This window comes from Cupriavidus oxalaticus (assembly GCF_004768545.1).
Taxonomy (GTDB): Bacteria; Pseudomonadota; Gammaproteobacteria; order Burkholderiales; family Burkholderiaceae; genus Cupriavidus; species Cupriavidus oxalaticus_A.
Map to the genome: position 1 here is coordinate 137,461 of NZ_CP038636.1, position 14,644 is coordinate 152,104.

General features: G+C 64.4%; 10 protein-coding genes and 1 pseudogene. 10 read left to right on the forward strand and 1 reads right to left on the reverse strand.

Translation table 11 applies throughout. The features are described from left to right. Nucleotides 1–118 precede the first annotated feature (118 nt). From E0W60_RS28655 to E0W60_RS28675, 5 genes are read left to right on the forward strand one after another with little or no spacing between them, the layout of a single operon-like run. The gene (locus E0W60_RS28655; protein ID WP_135706417.1) at nucleotides 119–1,123 is read left to right on the forward strand and encodes a Bug family tripartite tricarboxylate transporter substrate binding protein; all 1,005 of its coding nucleotides are present in this window, start codon (nucleotides 119–121) and stop codon (nucleotides 1,121–1,123) included. Continuing rightward, nucleotides 1,068–3,197 carry an acetate--CoA ligase family protein gene (locus E0W60_RS28660; protein ID WP_135706418.1) on the forward strand — a complete coding sequence of 710 codons (2,130 nt, stop codon included), beginning with the start codon at nucleotides 1,068–1,070 and terminating at the stop codon, nucleotides 3,195–3,197. The genes E0W60_RS28655 and E0W60_RS28660 overlap by 56 nt, the downstream gene beginning before the upstream one ends. A gap of 4 nt (nucleotides 3,198–3,201) precedes the next feature. After that, complete coding sequence (locus E0W60_RS28665) at nucleotides 3,202–3,969, forward strand: enoyl-CoA hydratase/isomerase family protein (protein WP_135706419.1); 768 nt, start codon at nucleotides 3,202–3,204, stop codon at nucleotides 3,967–3,969. Beyond that, nucleotides 3,969–5,384, forward strand: a complete 1,416-nt coding sequence (locus E0W60_RS28670; RefSeq protein WP_135706420.1) for an aldehyde dehydrogenase family protein — start codon at nucleotides 3,969–3,971, stop codon at nucleotides 5,382–5,384. Before E0W60_RS28665 ends, E0W60_RS28670 begins: the two co-directional genes overlap by 1 nt. 31 nt (nucleotides 5,385–5,415) lie before the next feature. Further along, nucleotides 5,416–6,234, forward strand: a complete 819-nt coding sequence (locus tag E0W60_RS28675) for an enoyl-CoA hydratase (protein WP_135706421.1) — start codon at nucleotides 5,416–5,418, stop codon at nucleotides 6,232–6,234. 390 nt (nucleotides 6,235–6,624) lie between these two features. Here E0W60_RS28675 and E0W60_RS28680 read toward each other — a convergent pair whose 3' ends face one another. Further along, the gene (locus E0W60_RS28680; RefSeq protein WP_133098069.1) at nucleotides 6,625–7,074 is read right to left on the reverse strand and encodes an HU family DNA-binding protein; all 450 of its coding nucleotides are present in this window, start codon (nucleotides 7,072–7,074) and stop codon (nucleotides 6,625–6,627) included. A 404-nt stretch (nucleotides 7,075–7,478) separates the two neighbouring features. On the opposite strand from E0W60_RS28680, the pseudogene E0W60_RS37660 reads away from it, so the two are divergent. From E0W60_RS37660 to E0W60_RS28710, 5 genes and pseudogenes are all read left to right on the forward strand, one after another. Next, a pseudogene (locus E0W60_RS37660) lies at nucleotides 7,479–7,595 on the forward strand (transcriptional regulator); the annotation flags it as partial. Between the two features lie 188 nt (nucleotides 7,596–7,783). Further along, nucleotides 7,784–11,044, forward strand: coding sequence for a BTAD domain-containing putative transcriptional regulator (locus E0W60_RS28695; RefSeq protein ID WP_135706423.1), 3,261 nt, complete (start codon nucleotides 7,784–7,786; stop codon nucleotides 11,042–11,044). A gap of 121 nt (nucleotides 11,045–11,165) precedes the next feature. Beyond that, nucleotides 11,166–12,551: an FAD-binding oxidoreductase gene (locus E0W60_RS28700; protein WP_135706424.1), complete on the forward strand. Its 1,386-nt coding sequence runs from the start codon at nucleotides 11,166–11,168 to the stop codon at nucleotides 12,549–12,551. Nucleotides 12,552–12,777: 226 nt separating this feature from the next. Beyond that, nucleotides 12,778–13,131 (forward strand): hypothetical protein, encoded by a 354-nt coding sequence (locus tag E0W60_RS28705; protein ID WP_135706425.1) that lies wholly within the window; start codon nucleotides 12,778–12,780, stop codon nucleotides 13,129–13,131. A gap of 640 nt (nucleotides 13,132–13,771) precedes the next feature. Next, nucleotides 13,772–14,617 (forward strand): SDR family NAD(P)-dependent oxidoreductase, encoded by an 846-nt coding sequence (locus E0W60_RS28710; protein ID WP_240746064.1) that lies wholly within the window; start codon nucleotides 13,772–13,774, stop codon nucleotides 14,615–14,617. The last annotated feature ends 27 nt before the right edge of the window (nucleotides 14,618–14,644 follow it).

Below are 14,644 nucleotides of genomic sequence, written 5' to 3' on the forward strand. Positions count from 1 at the left end.
ATCTATAAAGTCGATATCAGGTATCGCAGATTCTACTCTTTTGCGTTGGCTCTGGACTCCATACACTGCAATCAGCCCTTCCCGCAGGAGGAGGGCGCCAGACAGATATGGAGACAACATGCCCCATTTTTCCGCATTACTCAGCGCATTCCGGCGACCGCTGTGCGCGCTGATGCTTGCCGCGGGCCCACTCGCATTTGGTGCCTTGGCCGGTGCTGCCACCGGGTATCCCACCAAGCCGATCCGCCTGGTCGTGCCCTTCCCGGCGGGCGGCCCCACCGATGCCATGGCGCGGCTGATCGGCCAGCACCTGTCGCAGCAGCTTGGGCAGCCAGTAGTGATCGACAACCGCGGCGGGGCGGGCGGCACCATCGCCACCGAAGCGGTCGCGCAGGCGGCGCCCGACGGCTACACGTTGTTCTTTTCCACCACGGGCACCATGGCGATCAACCCGGTGCTCTATCGCTCGCTGAAGGTGGATCCGCTCAAGTCGTTCGAGGCCGTGGGCTCGGTAGCCTCGACGGTAAACGTGCTGGTGGTCCCGAACAGCTTGCCGGTCAGCAACATCAAGGACCTGATGGCGTTAGCCAGGCAGAAGCCGGGCACGCTGACATTCGGTTCGGCTGGCAACGGCAGCTCCAATCACCTGTCGGGCGAGCTCTTCAAATCGATGGCCGGCATCGATATCGTCCATGTGCCATACAAGGGGTCGGCAGCGGCGTTCACCGACCTGCTCGGCGGTCGCATCTCGATGATGTTCGATACGGTATCGAGCCAGGTGCAGTACATCGGCAGCGGCAAGGTCAAGGCGCTGGGCGTCACGGGCACCAAGCGCTCGGATGCGCTGCCCAAGGTGCCAACGATTGCGGAAGCTGGCCTGCCCAGCTTCGACGTAACGATTTGGTTCGGGCTGTCCGCGCCAAAAGGCACCACGCCAGAAGTGATCCGCCGCCTCAACAGCGAACTGCAGACTGTGCTCGCACAGGCCGAGGTACAGAGCCAGCTGGCCGCGCTTGGCGCGCGCCCCTTGCCTGGCACGCCGGCTGATTTCTCCACGCTGATCCAGCATGACGCCGGCAAGTGGTCGCCGGTGGTTAAGGCCTCGGGAGCGACCCTTGACTGAAACTTTCAACGCATTGTTCGCGCCCGCATCGGTGGCCGTCGTCGGCGCCTCGGACAATCCCAACAAGGTAGGTGGCCGGCCGGTGCACTACATGCGCACGTTTGGCTACACCGGTGAAGTCTTCCCTGTGAATCCGGCGCGAGACACCATACAGGGCTATCGCGCGTATCCGGATCTCGGAGCCATTGGCAAGACGCCGGACGCAGTCGTCATTGCCGTGTCAGGCGATGCCACGCTGGAGCAGGTGCGGCAATGCGGCGCGGCCGGTGTCAAGGCGGCGGTGATCATGGCGTCGGGGTTTGCCGAGACCGGCACGGCCGGCCGGGAGCGCCAGCAGGAACTGGTGAGCGTAGCCAACGCCAGCGGGATGCGGCTCGTAGGCCCGAATGCACAGGGCACGGCGAACTTCGCCAGTGGGGCGGTCCTGAACTTCTCCACGATGTTCATGGAGGTTGCGCCAAAGGATGGACCGATAGCGATCATTAGCCAGAGTGGCGCGGCGAGCGTCATGCCCTATGCGCTTTTGCGGCAGGCCGGCTACGGCGTGCGCTATCTGGTGGCCACCGGCAACGACGCGGACCTTGATGCCTGCGCAATGGCTGCAGCCGTGGCGGAGGATCCCGAAGTGCGGCTGATCCTCGTCTACCTGGAATCGATCTCGGACCCCGCACAGCTTGCTCGGGCTGCGGACGTAGCGCGAGCACGCGGGGCCAGCATTGTGGCGATCAAGGCCGGCAACAGCCGGCGTGGTGCCCAGGCGGCGGCCTCCCATACCGGCGCACTGGTTGGTAACGACGCAGCCATCGACGCATTCCTTGCCCGCCACGGTATCTGGCGCGCGGGCGATATCGGCGAACTGGTCCGTGCCGTCCCCCTTTATCTGCAGGGCCGGGCGCCAGGGCAGGGCCGCACGGTGGTGATGAGCCACAGCGGCGCCGTTGGCGTGATGGCGGCCGATTTGGCCGAACAGCAAGCGCTGCCGCTCACCGACCTGCAGCCTGCAACGCTGCGCGAACTGGGCACGATCCTCCCTGAATTCGGCACCGCCAGCAATCCGCTCGACATGACGGCGGCCTTGCTGGGCAAGGGCGATATGTTCCCGCGCGTGCTGCATGCGCTGGCAGCCGACCCGCAGGCAGACATGGTGATGGTTGGCATTCCGGTGGCGGGCCCAGGTTACGACGTTGAGGCGTTGGCCCGCGATGCCGCCGCGTTCAGCGGGCATTACGGCAAGCCGCTTGTCGCCAGCGCTCCGCAGCAGACCGTGCGCGAGGTGTTTGCACGCCATGGCGTACCGGCGTTTGTCACCGAAGCGGACGCCATCGCGGCGCTGGCGCAGTATGCCGCCCACCATCAGTTGAACGCTGTCGCCCTCACATCGCCGCGCCTGGAGCCATGTCCGCTCGACGGTCGCGGCATGCAGGATGAAGCAAGGAGCCTGTCGCTGCTTGCCGAAGCAGGCGTGCCGGTGGTGCCATACCGCTTCTGCGCGAGCGTCGACGAGGCTGTGACGGCGTTCAGCGCATTGGGTGGCGTGCCTGTGGTGGTCAAGGGCTGCGCAGCAGCCGTGCCGCACAAGAGCGAGCACGGCCTCGTGCATCTTCGCCTGACCGATGCCGCCGGCGTCGCCCACGCCGCGCAGGACTGTTTCGACAAGCTGCAGCGGCTTGGCGTGGCATCGCCGCGCGTGGTGGTCGCGACGATGGTCAAGGGGCGCCATGAGTTCGCGCTAGGCGTATCGATCGACCCCGTGTTCGGCCCGCTGGTGATGATCGGCGAGGGGGGGACGCTGCTCGAACTGCGCAAGGACATCGTCACGCTGTTGGCGCCCTTTAGCGCCGATGACGTAAAGGCAGCCTGTGCGCGGTTGCGGCTGGCGCCGTTGTTCGAGGGCTACCGCGATATCCCGGCGCTCGATCTCGAAGCACTGGCGTCTGCCGCCGTCGCACTCGGCAACTGGGCGTTGCGTCATCGCACGGCGCTGAAATCGGTCGACATCAACCCGCTGATGGTGATGGCTGCTGGCGAAGGGGTCAGCGCCGTCGACGCCGTCGTGGAACTGCAGGGAGCCTGAGGACGTGGAAGCCATACGGATTGAACAGGATCGCGACATCAGCATCGTCACACTTGACCGCCCCGCGCGAATGAATGCGGTCAACGATGTCCTGCGAGGCCAGTTGATTGACGCGCTAAGCCGCCTCAATGCGGACCCCGCGGTGCGCGCCATCGTGCTGAACGGTGCCGGGGAGCGCGCATTCTGCGCCGGGCAGGATCTTGAAGAAGCGGCAGGCGTGACATGGCAGCAAATCGTGCCCTGGCTGAACCGGCAACGGGCCATGTACCAGGCCGTGCGCGACCTCGATAAGCCCTGCGTGGCCGCCGTACGCGGCGTGGCCGCGGGAGCGGGTTTTCAACTCGCCCTGTGCGCTGATTGGCGCTTGGCCACGCCGGATAGCCGCTGGGGCCAGCCTGAAGTGAAGGCAGGACTGGCAAGCATCGTCGGTTCGTACCTGATGACGCTGCACGTCGGGCACACCCACAACGTACAGATGTCGCTGTCCGGCGAATTGATCAGCGGCCAGCGAGCCTTCGATGTCGGGCTGGTGACCGGACTTAGCAGTGAATCGGACCTCATGGCGACGGCCGTTGCCCGCGCCCGGTCGCTCGGTGCATTGCCGCCGACGGCCATGCGCCTGTCCAAGCAACGTTTCCGGGCGATGACGCAACCGGGTTTTGACGAAGCTTGCATCGCCGGGATTCGGGCGCAGCTGGAGTGCTACGCCGATGGTGAGCCGCAGCGCGTGATGGCCGGATTCCTGGACAAACGTAACTCAAGGGAATCATAGTGAAACAGTTGTCCGAACACTATATTGGCGGTGAGCGCAGCCCGATCCGCAGCAACGAAACGATTCTGGTCTGCGATGCCGCGACCGAAGCTCCCTTGGTCGAGGTTCGTCTTGGCGATACCGATGACGTTGCTGAGGCGGTCGCGGCGGCCAGGAGGGCACTGCCGGCTTGGCATGGCATCGGTGCAACACTGCGGGCATCGTATCTGCGAGCACTGGCCGACGTACTGGAAACGTCCGCCGCAGAGCTCGCGCACGACATCTCCCGTGAAGTCGGCATGCCGCTCAAGCTGTCTCGGCGGATCCAGGTCGACGCGCCGATCGCCGCGTGGCGCGCCACGGCGGCGCTAGCGGAGACGTTTTCGTTTGTCAGCACGGTCGGCAATTCGCGTGTCACGATGACCCCTGTCGGCGTGGTGGCGGCGATTACGCCATGGAACTACCCCCTGCACCAGATTACTGCCAAGCTGGCACCAGCATTACTGGCTGGCTGCACGGTCGTGCTCAAGCCGTCGGAGTTGGCACCATCGGTGACCGGGCGACTGATCGCCGCCTGCGAAGCGGCAAAGCTGCCGGCTGGCGTCCTCAACATTGTTTCGGGTGGTGCGGTTGCTGGTGAGGCGCTGGTGTCGCACCCCGATGTCCAGATGGTGTCGTTCACAGGCTCCACGGCGGTGGGACGCAAGGTGGCCGCGCTGGCTGCCCGTGATATGAAGCGCCTGTCGATGGAACTTGGCGGCAAGTCCGCAGCCGTGGTGCTTCCTGGCGCTGACCTGGCGAAGGCGGTCAAGGCGACTGTCAGTTCTTGCTTTCTCAACTCGGGACAGACCTGCAGTGCGACGACCCGGCTGATTGTTGCGCGTGAGGACTACGCGCTTTGCAGGCAGTTGCTTGCCGATGCGGCGGCAGCGATGCGGCTTGGTGATCCAGCCGATCCGGATACGCGCATCGGCCCCTTGTTGTCGGCGCAGCAACGTGACCGCGTGCGGGCGCATATTGCGGAGGCACAGCAAGCAGGGTTCGATCTCATCGCTGGCGGAGTTGACGCACCGGTGCCGGACGCAGGCTATTTCGTTGCCCCGACAATCTTCGGCAACGTTGCTCCCGACAGCCGCCTGGCAAACGAGGAGATCTTCGGTCCGGTGCTTGCGGTATTGACCTATGAGACGGTTGACGAGGGCGTCACCTTAGCCAACGCCACACCCTATGGACTGGCGGCGGCGGTCTGGGCCGCGGACGACGCCACGGGTATGACTGTGGCCAATGACCTGCGGGCAGGGCAGGTCGACGTCAATGGTGCACGGTTTAACCCAGCGGCGCCGTTCGGGGGCTTTGGCATGTCCGGTGTCGGGCGAGAAGGGGGCGTCTATGGGCTCGAAGAGTTCCTGGAGCCGAAATCGATTCAGCTTCCGTAATCCACAAGCAATGTATTGACAGGAACACGACATGGAAAGCCAGATTACCGTTACTCGCGCCGGCAAGAGCGAGCACATTGCCGTCGTCACGATGAACCGCCCCGACAAGCTCAACGCGCTGACCAAGGTCATGGAGGCGGAACTACGCGACACGATGGAAGCTGCTGACCGCGACGATAACGTCCGTGTGGTGGTGCTGACCGGCGCAGGTAAGGGCTTCTGCGCAGGGATGGACATCAATGAACTTGAAGTGCTCCCGCCGGGCGACATCCGCGCCGAGCAATGGATGCGGCCGTTTGACATGAACCGGCGAGCCGATTACCAGACCCGATATGGTTATTTCCCTGCGATGCGAAAGCCGGTGATTTCTGCCATTAATGGCGCAGCTGCCGGGTTGGGCCTGGTATTTGCCCTATACAGTGACATGCGCTTTGCCAGCAGCAGCGCCGCGTTCAGCACCGCTTTCTCTCGCCGGGGCCTGATTGCCGAACACGGTATCTCGTGGCTGCTGCCGCGCGTGGTGGGCCCCGGCCATGCAGCCGACCTGCTGTATTCCGCGCGCAAGGTGCTGGCGGAAGAAGCCTTGCGGATCGGGCTGGTGGACCGTGTGTTTGATCCGGATGCGCTGATGGCGCAGACGCTCCACTATGCCGACGATCTTGCCCAGAACGTCTCGCCACGTTCCATCCGGGTGATGAAGCAGCAGTTGTGGGAGCAACCCTTCCAGTCGCTGGCCGACGCCACGCGCATGGCCAACGCAGAAATGTTCGACAGCATCCAGAGCGAAGATTTCACCGAGGGCGTCGCACATTTTATTGAGCGTCGCCCAGCGAAATTCACGGGAAGGTGAACGCGATCTTTCTAACTGTGCTGTCCGCGAAGCGATCCGGCGGCTAGTCAGGTGGCCGATACCTCTCCCGCATCAGTCAAAGTAGTGTCGTCGTTGGGGCTACCGGCGTACTTCGCGTGAAGGCAGGCGAACAGACTGACGTGGTAGCCAATCGCCAAGGAATAGACGCCATGTCCGACGGACGAGCGGTGACGATTGGACTTCCCGGCGAACTGGATTGCCGAGACTGATATCGGGGAAGGTTCGATCACTGCTTATGACATCTACAAGCGGTCGCGCGGCTTAGGGCCGTAGCTGTGGGCAGCAGTGCCCGCGCTGCGGCGTTCTTACGCCATTCTCAGTAAAAAAAGCCCCATCGGGGCTTTTTTTCTGCTTGTGGAGCCGTCACGATTACGCTGCAGCGTCCTTCAGCTTTTTCATTGCGCGAACCTTCACCTTCACGCTGGCCGGCTTGGCGGCGAACCACTGCTCCTGGCCCGTGAACGGATTCTTGCCGAAGCGCTTCTTCGTGGCCGGGACCTGGATAGCCGAGACCTTGAACAGGCCGGGGAAGGTGAATTCGCCGGCGCCCTTCTTGTGGATCGCGCTCACCATGGTGTTTTCCAGGTGGGCCAGAACGGTTTGAACGGTCTTTTTGTCCAGTTCGGTCTGGGCGACCAGGTGGGCAAGGAGGCTCGACTTGTTGAAGGTGTCCTTCAGCGGCTTTGCGACCGGGGCCGCGGCAGCAGGCTTCTTGGCAGGAGCGGCCGGCTTTGCTGTCGCAGCCTTCTTAGCCGGGGCAGCTTTTTTCGCTGCGGTCTTCGTTGCAGTCTTTGCTACGGGTTTCGCTTTCGTGGCCATAGTCGTGTCTTGGTAGATTTATGCGCGCCTGACAGCAATTTTTGGATGTGGCGCACCGGCGAAGAATAGCAAAAGCGGCCGCGTATGCAAGAGGGATGACGGAAATTTGTTGAAATCGCTTGGGAACTGTGGGCGCATGTTGCGCTCCGAAGCAAGCGAAACGCCTGGCACGAGACCGGCACCACTGTCGGTGGAGCGGTGAATCGCATTGCGCTTGCCATGAGCTGCCGGCCAATACCGGTTCCGCGTAATGAATCATCTACGATGAACCAAGAAAGCTGGGCGAGACCCCATTCGCCCAAGGCTTGTTTAGGCGCTTCGTTCAGAACTACCGATCACCAGAAAATTAAGCAGTAGAAACCGGTTGCTTATGCTCCGACGACCCGGCTGAAGGCAGCATGCTCCGGCAGTGCCTGATTACTGTCCTGCCAGGTGATCGGATCCGTCTGCGCGTCATGCGCGATTTTGACTGGCTGCCTGATGGCCCCATACGCGATTTCTTCAGGGAAGAGGGGCTGAACGGCGGGGGGAGGGAGTGAACTGCTTGTCCCGCTGTTGCCCGGATGGGACGCACCAACGCGAGTATAGTCACGAATGACGCTCGCGCAGGCTGGGGGCGTTGGAGAGTTCCGCACGAGCGCTACCGCAGTGCGCACCGCAAGCCGCCTGCAGGAGTTCCCCATCGCTATGTGCCGCATTGCGCTCCAGCATGACTGCCCAGGCCCGCTTCTCCGTCCATTTGTTTGGCGAGTTCCAGCTCGACGGCGCTGACGCGCCCCGGTTTAACGCAAACGCGCCCCGCTTGCAGTCGCTGCTCGCCTGCCTTGTCCTGCATCGTGACGCACCGCTGACGCGGCAGCAGCTCGCCTTACTGTTCTGGCCTGATTCCTCGCAGACGCAGGCGCGCAACGCCCTGCGTCAACTGCTGTTTCAGCTGCGCAAGGCCTGGCCGGAGGCTGATCAGTTTATCCATGCCGATGCGCAATCGGTGCGATGGCTGCCCGATTCGGCGCTCGACGTCGACGTGGCGCAGTTCCAGTCCGCGCTTGCGGCTGCGGCAAGGGCCTTGAGGCACGGCGACGCAGGCGCTGAAGAAGCGCTGCTGACGCATGCCGCGGATCTCTATCGCGGTGACCTGCTGGCCAACTGCTATGACGAGTGGATCCATCCCGAGCGCGAAAGGTTGCGCGAACAGTGCATCGCGGCGCTCGCGCGCCTCGGTCAACTGAGTGAGGAGCGGCGAGACTATGCCAAGGCGTTGAAGTACACACAGCAGTTGCAGCGGCTCGATCCGTGCCGGGAACCCACCTGCCTGGCGCTGATGCGCCTGCATGCGCTGAACCACGATCACGCATCGGCCATGCGCGCCTATCGTAGCTGTGTGGAGACGCTCGCTCGCGAACTGAGCGTCCTGCCGGGCGAGCCCCTGCGCGAGGCCTATGCACGGCTGGCTGCGCAGGACGCCTCAATGCAGCGCCAGCGCCCGCGGGACGCGATGCTGCCAATGATCGGCCGGCATGACGAATGGCGCCGGCTGCTTGAAGTCTGGCAGCGCACCCAGCTGGGGGACAAGCAGTTTGTCCTGATCCTGGGCGAAGCCGGCATCGGCAAATCGCGCCTGGCGGAGGAATTGCTCGTCCACCTGGCCGAGCAAGGCATCACTGTGGCGCATGCGCGCGCCTATGCGGCCGAGGGCCAGCTCGCGTTTGCGCCGGTGACCGGCTGGCTGCGCAGTCCTGGCCTGAGTGGCGCAATCGGCAAGCTCGACAGGGTGTGGCTGACCGAAGTCACGCGCCTGTTGCCCGAACTGTTCACGCAGCAATCCGGACTGTCGCCGCCGTCGCCTCTTACCGAATACTGGCAGCGCCAGCGGTTCTTCGAGGCGCTTGCACGGGCGGTGCTTGCACCCTGCGGGCCGTTGTTGCTGCTGCTGGACGACCTGCAATGGTGCGACGGCGAGACGCTCGAATGGCTGCGCTTCCTGATGCGTTTCGACGCGGCCGCAAAGCTGATGGTGGTCGCAACGGCGCGCCCCGAGGAAATCATGCCGCGACACGCTTCGAACCGGCTGCTGGACGCACTACGCCGCGACGATCAGCTCATCGAGATCTCATTGGCAACACTCGATGCCGCCGAAACGGCAAAGGTAGCAGCCCAGATCCTGAACCGACCGCTGGCCGACGCGGAGGCAACCCGGCTGTTCAAGGAGAGCGAGGGTAACCCGCTGTTTGCGATCGAAATGATGCGGGCTCGCTCCGACACGATGCCGGTCGGGAACGCACAGGGCGGCATGGCGTCGAAGTTGCCGCCCAAGGTTTACACCATTATCTCGAACCGGCTGGCGCAGCTTCCCCCCGGCGCTCGCGATATCGTCGGGGTTGCCGCAATCATTGGACGGGCATTTACGACCGACATCCTCGCCCAGGCCAGCGACCTCGGCGATGATGCCCTGGCAGGGGCCCTGGACGAACTGTGGCAGCGGCGCATCGTGCGCCAGACCGACGGTAGCGGCCTGGCGTTTGACTTCAGCCATGACAAGATCCGCGACGTGGCATACGCCGAAGTAAGCCCGTTGCAGCGCCGCCGCCTGCATTTGCGCGTGGCGCGAGCGCTCGAGCAGGCGCCGGGCGATGGGCCCGACGTGGCAAGCGCGCAGATCGCGTGGCACTATGCGCAGGCGGGCCTGCCAGCCGAGGCGGCGGCATTCTATCGGCGCGCGGCGGCCGTTGCGCAAAGTGTTTATGCCTATGACGATGCCATCGCATTGCTGACGCGCGGCCTGGTGCAAGCGGACCGGATTGCCGATCCGCAGGAGCGCGCCAGTCAGTCGCTGGCCCTGCAACTCGACCTTGCGCCACCGATTCGCATCGCCCGGGGCTGGGCCGCCCCCGAACTGGAGGCGCCGCTGCGGCGCGCGGTGGAACTGAGCCGGCTGGCGGGTGACACCAGCCAGCAGGCACGCGCCCAGGTCAGTCTTTCATTTTTTCTGGCGGTGAGGGCGGAACTTGCCCAGGCACGCAGCCTGAGCGAGGAACTGATTGCGAGGTTGGGGCCGCTGGGCTCCGATACTTACTCGGTGATGGCATGGACCAGCGTCATGGGTAGCCTGGTCCAGCAAGGCGACTGGATGGCCGCCGAGCCCGCATATCAACGTGCGCACCGCGCTTATGACGAAACCCAGCACGCGGAGCATACGTCCCTGATGGGCGGTAACTTCGGCGTGCTGGCCGCAGCGTGGTCGGCGCACGCATTGTGGTTCGGCGGGCTTGCCGATCAGGCCCTTCAGCGTGGACACGAAGCGCTGGGGGCGGCGAACCGGGTAGCGCACCCGTTCTCCCAGGCGCTCGCGCTGTCATACCTCGCGACGCAGCATGCGCTGCGACGTGAGCACGGTCTCACGCTGCGCTATGCCCGCCAGGCGCACGAGATTGCCGACCAGTACCACGTTGGCTACTACCTCGCGTGGTCAGGCATGCTGCTCGCCTGGGCCAATGCGAAACAGTCTCCTGGCGCCGACGCGGTGGCGTCGATGCAGGCGGCGATCGAGGATTTTCACGCGACGGGTGCACGCCTGCGCCTGCCGCTCTACCTGGCCATGCTGGCTGAATGCCTGGGCGACGCAGGCGAGACCGAGGCTGCGTTGGCGGCCCTTGACCAGGCGCTCGAATGCGCCGGGCGCACGGGCGAGCACTGGATGGATGCCGAACTGCACCGTCTGCGCGGTGAATTGTTGCTGCGCAGCAGTGCCGATCTTGCCGCAGCCGAGTCTTCGCTGATGCAGGCGATCGAGATCGCCACAGCCCAACGCGCGCTGCCGCTGGAACTGCGTGCAGCCCTGTCGTGGGCAACGCTGCGAACCTCGCAGGGGCGCGTCGATCCGCATAAGGTGGTCGAGGCGCCGCTTGCGCGATGCACCGAGGGCTTCGATCAGCCCGACATCGTCAGCGCGCGGGCGTTACTCGCGCGTTAGTTCCGGCTCGGCCACCGCGCGCCGGTGGAGCGGCAGGATCCCCCATGTAACGGCTCACCTAACGCTTTCGAAACGCCCGGGTTGCTAAAACTCCTGCATACCAGCCGGACAGGAGGCAACCATGGCAGCTTCATTGAGCGAACCCGTCGCAACCGCACTCAAGGCGCATTTCCGGGGACAGCTGATTCAGCCGGGTGAGGCGGCTTACGACCAGGCGCGCGCCGTGTACAACGGCATGATCGACAAGCATCCCGCGATCATCGCGCGCTGCGTCGATGTGGCGGACGTCATCGCAGCGGTCAACGCCGCGCGCGACGGCCGGATGCTGCTGGCCGTGCGTGGCGGCGCGCACAATGGCGCCGGGCTGGGCACCTGCGATGGTGGACTGGTGATCGACCTGTCGCCAATGAAGGGCGTGCTTGTCGACGCCGCACGCAAGACGTTGCGGGTTGGCGGTGGCTGCACCTGGGGCGACGTGGATCACGCCGCCAGTGCCTATGGGCTGGCAACGCCGAGTGGTTTTATCTCGACCACCGGTGTAGGTGGACTGACGCTCGGTGGCGGCATCGGCTACCTCAGCCGCGCCTACGGCCTGACGATCGACAATCTGCTCAGCGCCGAGGTTGTGCTGGCCGACGGGCGCGTCGTCACCGCAAGCGAAGAGGAAAATGCCGACCTGTTCTGGGCGTTGCGCGGTGGCGGTGGCAACTTTGGCGCGGTGACATCGTTCGAGTTCAAGGCGCATCCCGTTGCGACGGTCTATGGCGGCCCGATGCTGTGGCCGATGGAGCAGGCACGCGAGCTGATGACATGGTGGCGCGACTTCATCCTGAGCGCGCCGCAGCACATCAACGGCTGGTTCGGTTTCGTCACCGTGCCGCCGGCGGCGCCTTTCCCGGAGGAAGTCCACCTGCAGAAGATGTGTGCCGTGGTGTGGTGCTACACCGGGCCGCTCGACCAGGCCGATACGCATTTCCGTGCGATTCGCGAGGTCATGCCGCCAGCGGTGGACTTCGCCGGCCCAATCCCCTGGCCTGTCCTGCAGAGCCTGTTCGATGGACTGTATCCGGCTGGCTTGCAGTGGTACTGGAAAGCCGACTTCGTCAGCGACCTGAGCGACAAAGCCATCGATCTGCACATCAAGTACGCGCAGCAGTTGCCGTCGATGCACTCGACCATGCACCTGTATCCGATCAATGGTGCCGCGCATCGTGCCGGTTGCGGCGACACGGCCTTCAGCTACCGCGATGCCAACTTTGCCAGCGTGATTGTCGGCGTGGATCCCGACCCGGCCAACAACGATCGCATCGTGCAGTGGGCGAAGGACTACTGGCTGGCGCTGCATCCGTACTCTGCTGGCGGCGGCTATATCAACATGATGATGGATGAGGGCGATGACAACGTGAGGGCGTCCTATCGCGACAACTATGCGCGGCTGGCGCAGATCAAGCGCAAATACGACCCGGCCAACCTGTTCCGCGTGAACCAGAACATCAGGCCTGCCTGACACAACAAGCTAGCGCCCCGAGGAAGGGCCCGCCTTTCCCCGCGCATGCGTACTAACTGATCCATGATTCCGGCGCAACGCCGCTGCCACGAGATGGCAGCCGGCCCGCGCCAGGCAACGGCTTGCACGGCAGAGGCGATCCCGTGCGGCCCGCGACGTTCCCTGTGATCGCCTGTAGAAGAGTGCCGTCGCGGCAACGCCGCCGGCACCCCTGTTGGAGATAGCAATGCATAAGAAACTCGCCAAGACCCTGCTTGCCACTGCCGCACTTGCCGCCGGGCTCAGCCAGACCGCCCACGCCGGTTCATACGCTGATGCACTGATCGTTGCCATGCCGGAACACAGCGGCCAGCGGGACGTCTTTACCGAGGGCGCGCGCGGTCTGGCCAGCGAGGCCACCATGCTGCCCGTCGTCGCATATCAGGGCAGGTTCGTGTGCGCGGTCCGTGGCTTTGATCCGTACCGGGACGGCATGCGCAAGCCTGATCCTTACACCGATGGCGCCCGCATCAGCTCGCGCGACGGCTTCACCGACGGCGCGCGCGGCGAGGCGCGCGACAGCGGCGAGTGCCTGACCTGAGCGGGCAAGGCAATGGAGCAACGTTCAGCCCGATGTCCGTCGGGCTTTGGCGAGGCAATCTGCCTACCTAAGGGAGCACCTTAGGGGGCGGCATGCATCACTGACCAGGGCGGAAAACACCGTGCGCGTCTTGCCATTATTGACCACATAGGGATCAGATCTTGTCGTCTGGACTTCTATCGCCGTGACAACTACCCTGCTTGGAATCGCCGGTCCGCCGTTGCGGCGACCGGCGCTTCTTTTTCCGCATATGGGGAGCAGGGGGCCGACGTCCTGGTCATGGGACACATCCCATCACTTGCCCTGCCCCAAACTGTCAATCCTGTGCCCCGGATTGTCAACTCAAGTGGTCGTCATCCCCGGATACTTGCTGGGCTTGCATGCGATGGCGCGTCTCGTTGCGCCCTCCGCCTGACTAGCCATCTTCCGGCCGGCATGGAATTTCCCATCCGAATCCGCAGAAGGAGACCCATGAGCAAGACAAGCAGCGAGCCGACGTACTTGCCAGTTTCGAACGTGTCGCTGCGCTGGCGGGACTGGGATCTCGCGGCTTTCGGGACGTGATGCCGCGGCATCACGAACTGTATCCGGCCGCCACTAGCGGCGGCCCGACCCACAACACGCGCGGCACGCGCACGGCATGGATCCGGCGCAGCTTCGCAAGGAGACGACATTGGAACTGAAGGACAAAGTAGCCATCATCACCGGGGCTGGCCAGGGTGGCGGCGAAGGCATCGCGCACGTGCTGGCGCGGGAAGGGGCCAGGATCGCCGTGGTTGACCTGAACCTTGAGGCGGCCCGGCGTGTCGCTTCCAGCCTCGATCCGGAGGGAAAGCGTGCCATTGCCATCCGCGCCGACGTCAGCAAGAAGGCCGAAGCGCAAGCCATGGCCACCCAGACCCTCGAGGCGTTCGGTGCCATCGACATCCTGGTCAACAATGCCGGCGTGGGCGGGGCCTCCGCCCTGGTCTGCGACGTGACCGAGGAGAACTGGGACCGCGTGATGGGGGTGAATGCCAAGGGCATCCTGTTCTGCTGCCAGGCGGTCATCCCGGCAATGAGGGCGCAGGGAAAGGGCAAGATCGTCAATATCGATTCGATCGCCGGCATTCGCATGGCGTACTTCAGCAGCGTCGATTACACCGCCTCCAAGCATGCGGTAACGGGACTGACCCAGCATCTTGCATGGGAGTTGGCCGACCAGCGCATCAACGTCAATGCGGTATGTCCCGGCGGCATCCGGACGCCTGCGATCGAAGCATACGCAAGCCCCGAAAAGCGCGAGGCCCTGATCCGGCGCACGGTACCGCTGGGCCGGTTCTGCGAGCCCTCGGAGATCGGTGAAGCGGTGTCCTTTCTCGCCAGCGAGCGCGCGGACATGATCACGGGCCAGATGCTGGCGGTGGACGGCGGCACCCTTACCGGCTACGGCGAGGATCTGCGTGCGGTGTTGCGCCAGCGGCTCCAGGAAGGCAACAGCCACTGAGGCCGGCAGCAAGCCGCGGGCCCCGCT

Bases quoted from the DNA above. Each gene is read 5' to 3' on its own strand.
- E0W60_RS28675 (WP_135706421.1), top strand. From the start codon at position 5,416: ATGGAAAGCCAGATTACCGTTACTCGCGCCGGCAAGAGCGAGCACATT.
- E0W60_RS28655 (WP_135706417.1), top strand. From the start codon at position 119: ATGCCCCATTTTTCCGCATTACTCAGCGCATTCCGGCGACCGCTGTGC.
- E0W60_RS28695 (WP_135706423.1), top strand. From the start codon at position 7,784: ATGACTGCCCAGGCCCGCTTCTCCGTCCATTTGTTTGGCGAGTTCCAG.
- E0W60_RS28700 (WP_135706424.1), top strand. From the start codon at position 11,166: ATGGCAGCTTCATTGAGCGAACCCGTCGCAACCGCACTCAAGGCGCAT.
- E0W60_RS28660 (WP_135706418.1), top strand. From the start codon at position 1,068: ATGACGCCGGCAAGTGGTCGCCGGTGGTTAAGGCCTCGGGAGCGACCC.
- E0W60_RS28680 (WP_133098069.1), bottom strand. From the start codon at position 7,074: ATGGCCACGAAAGCGAAACCCGTAGCAAAGACTGCAACGAAGACCGCA.
- E0W60_RS28710 (WP_240746064.1), top strand. From the start codon at position 13,772: ATGGATCCGGCGCAGCTTCGCAAGGAGACGACATTGGAACTGAAGGAC.
- E0W60_RS28705 (WP_135706425.1), top strand. From the start codon at position 12,778: ATGCATAAGAAACTCGCCAAGACCCTGCTTGCCACTGCCGCACTTGCC.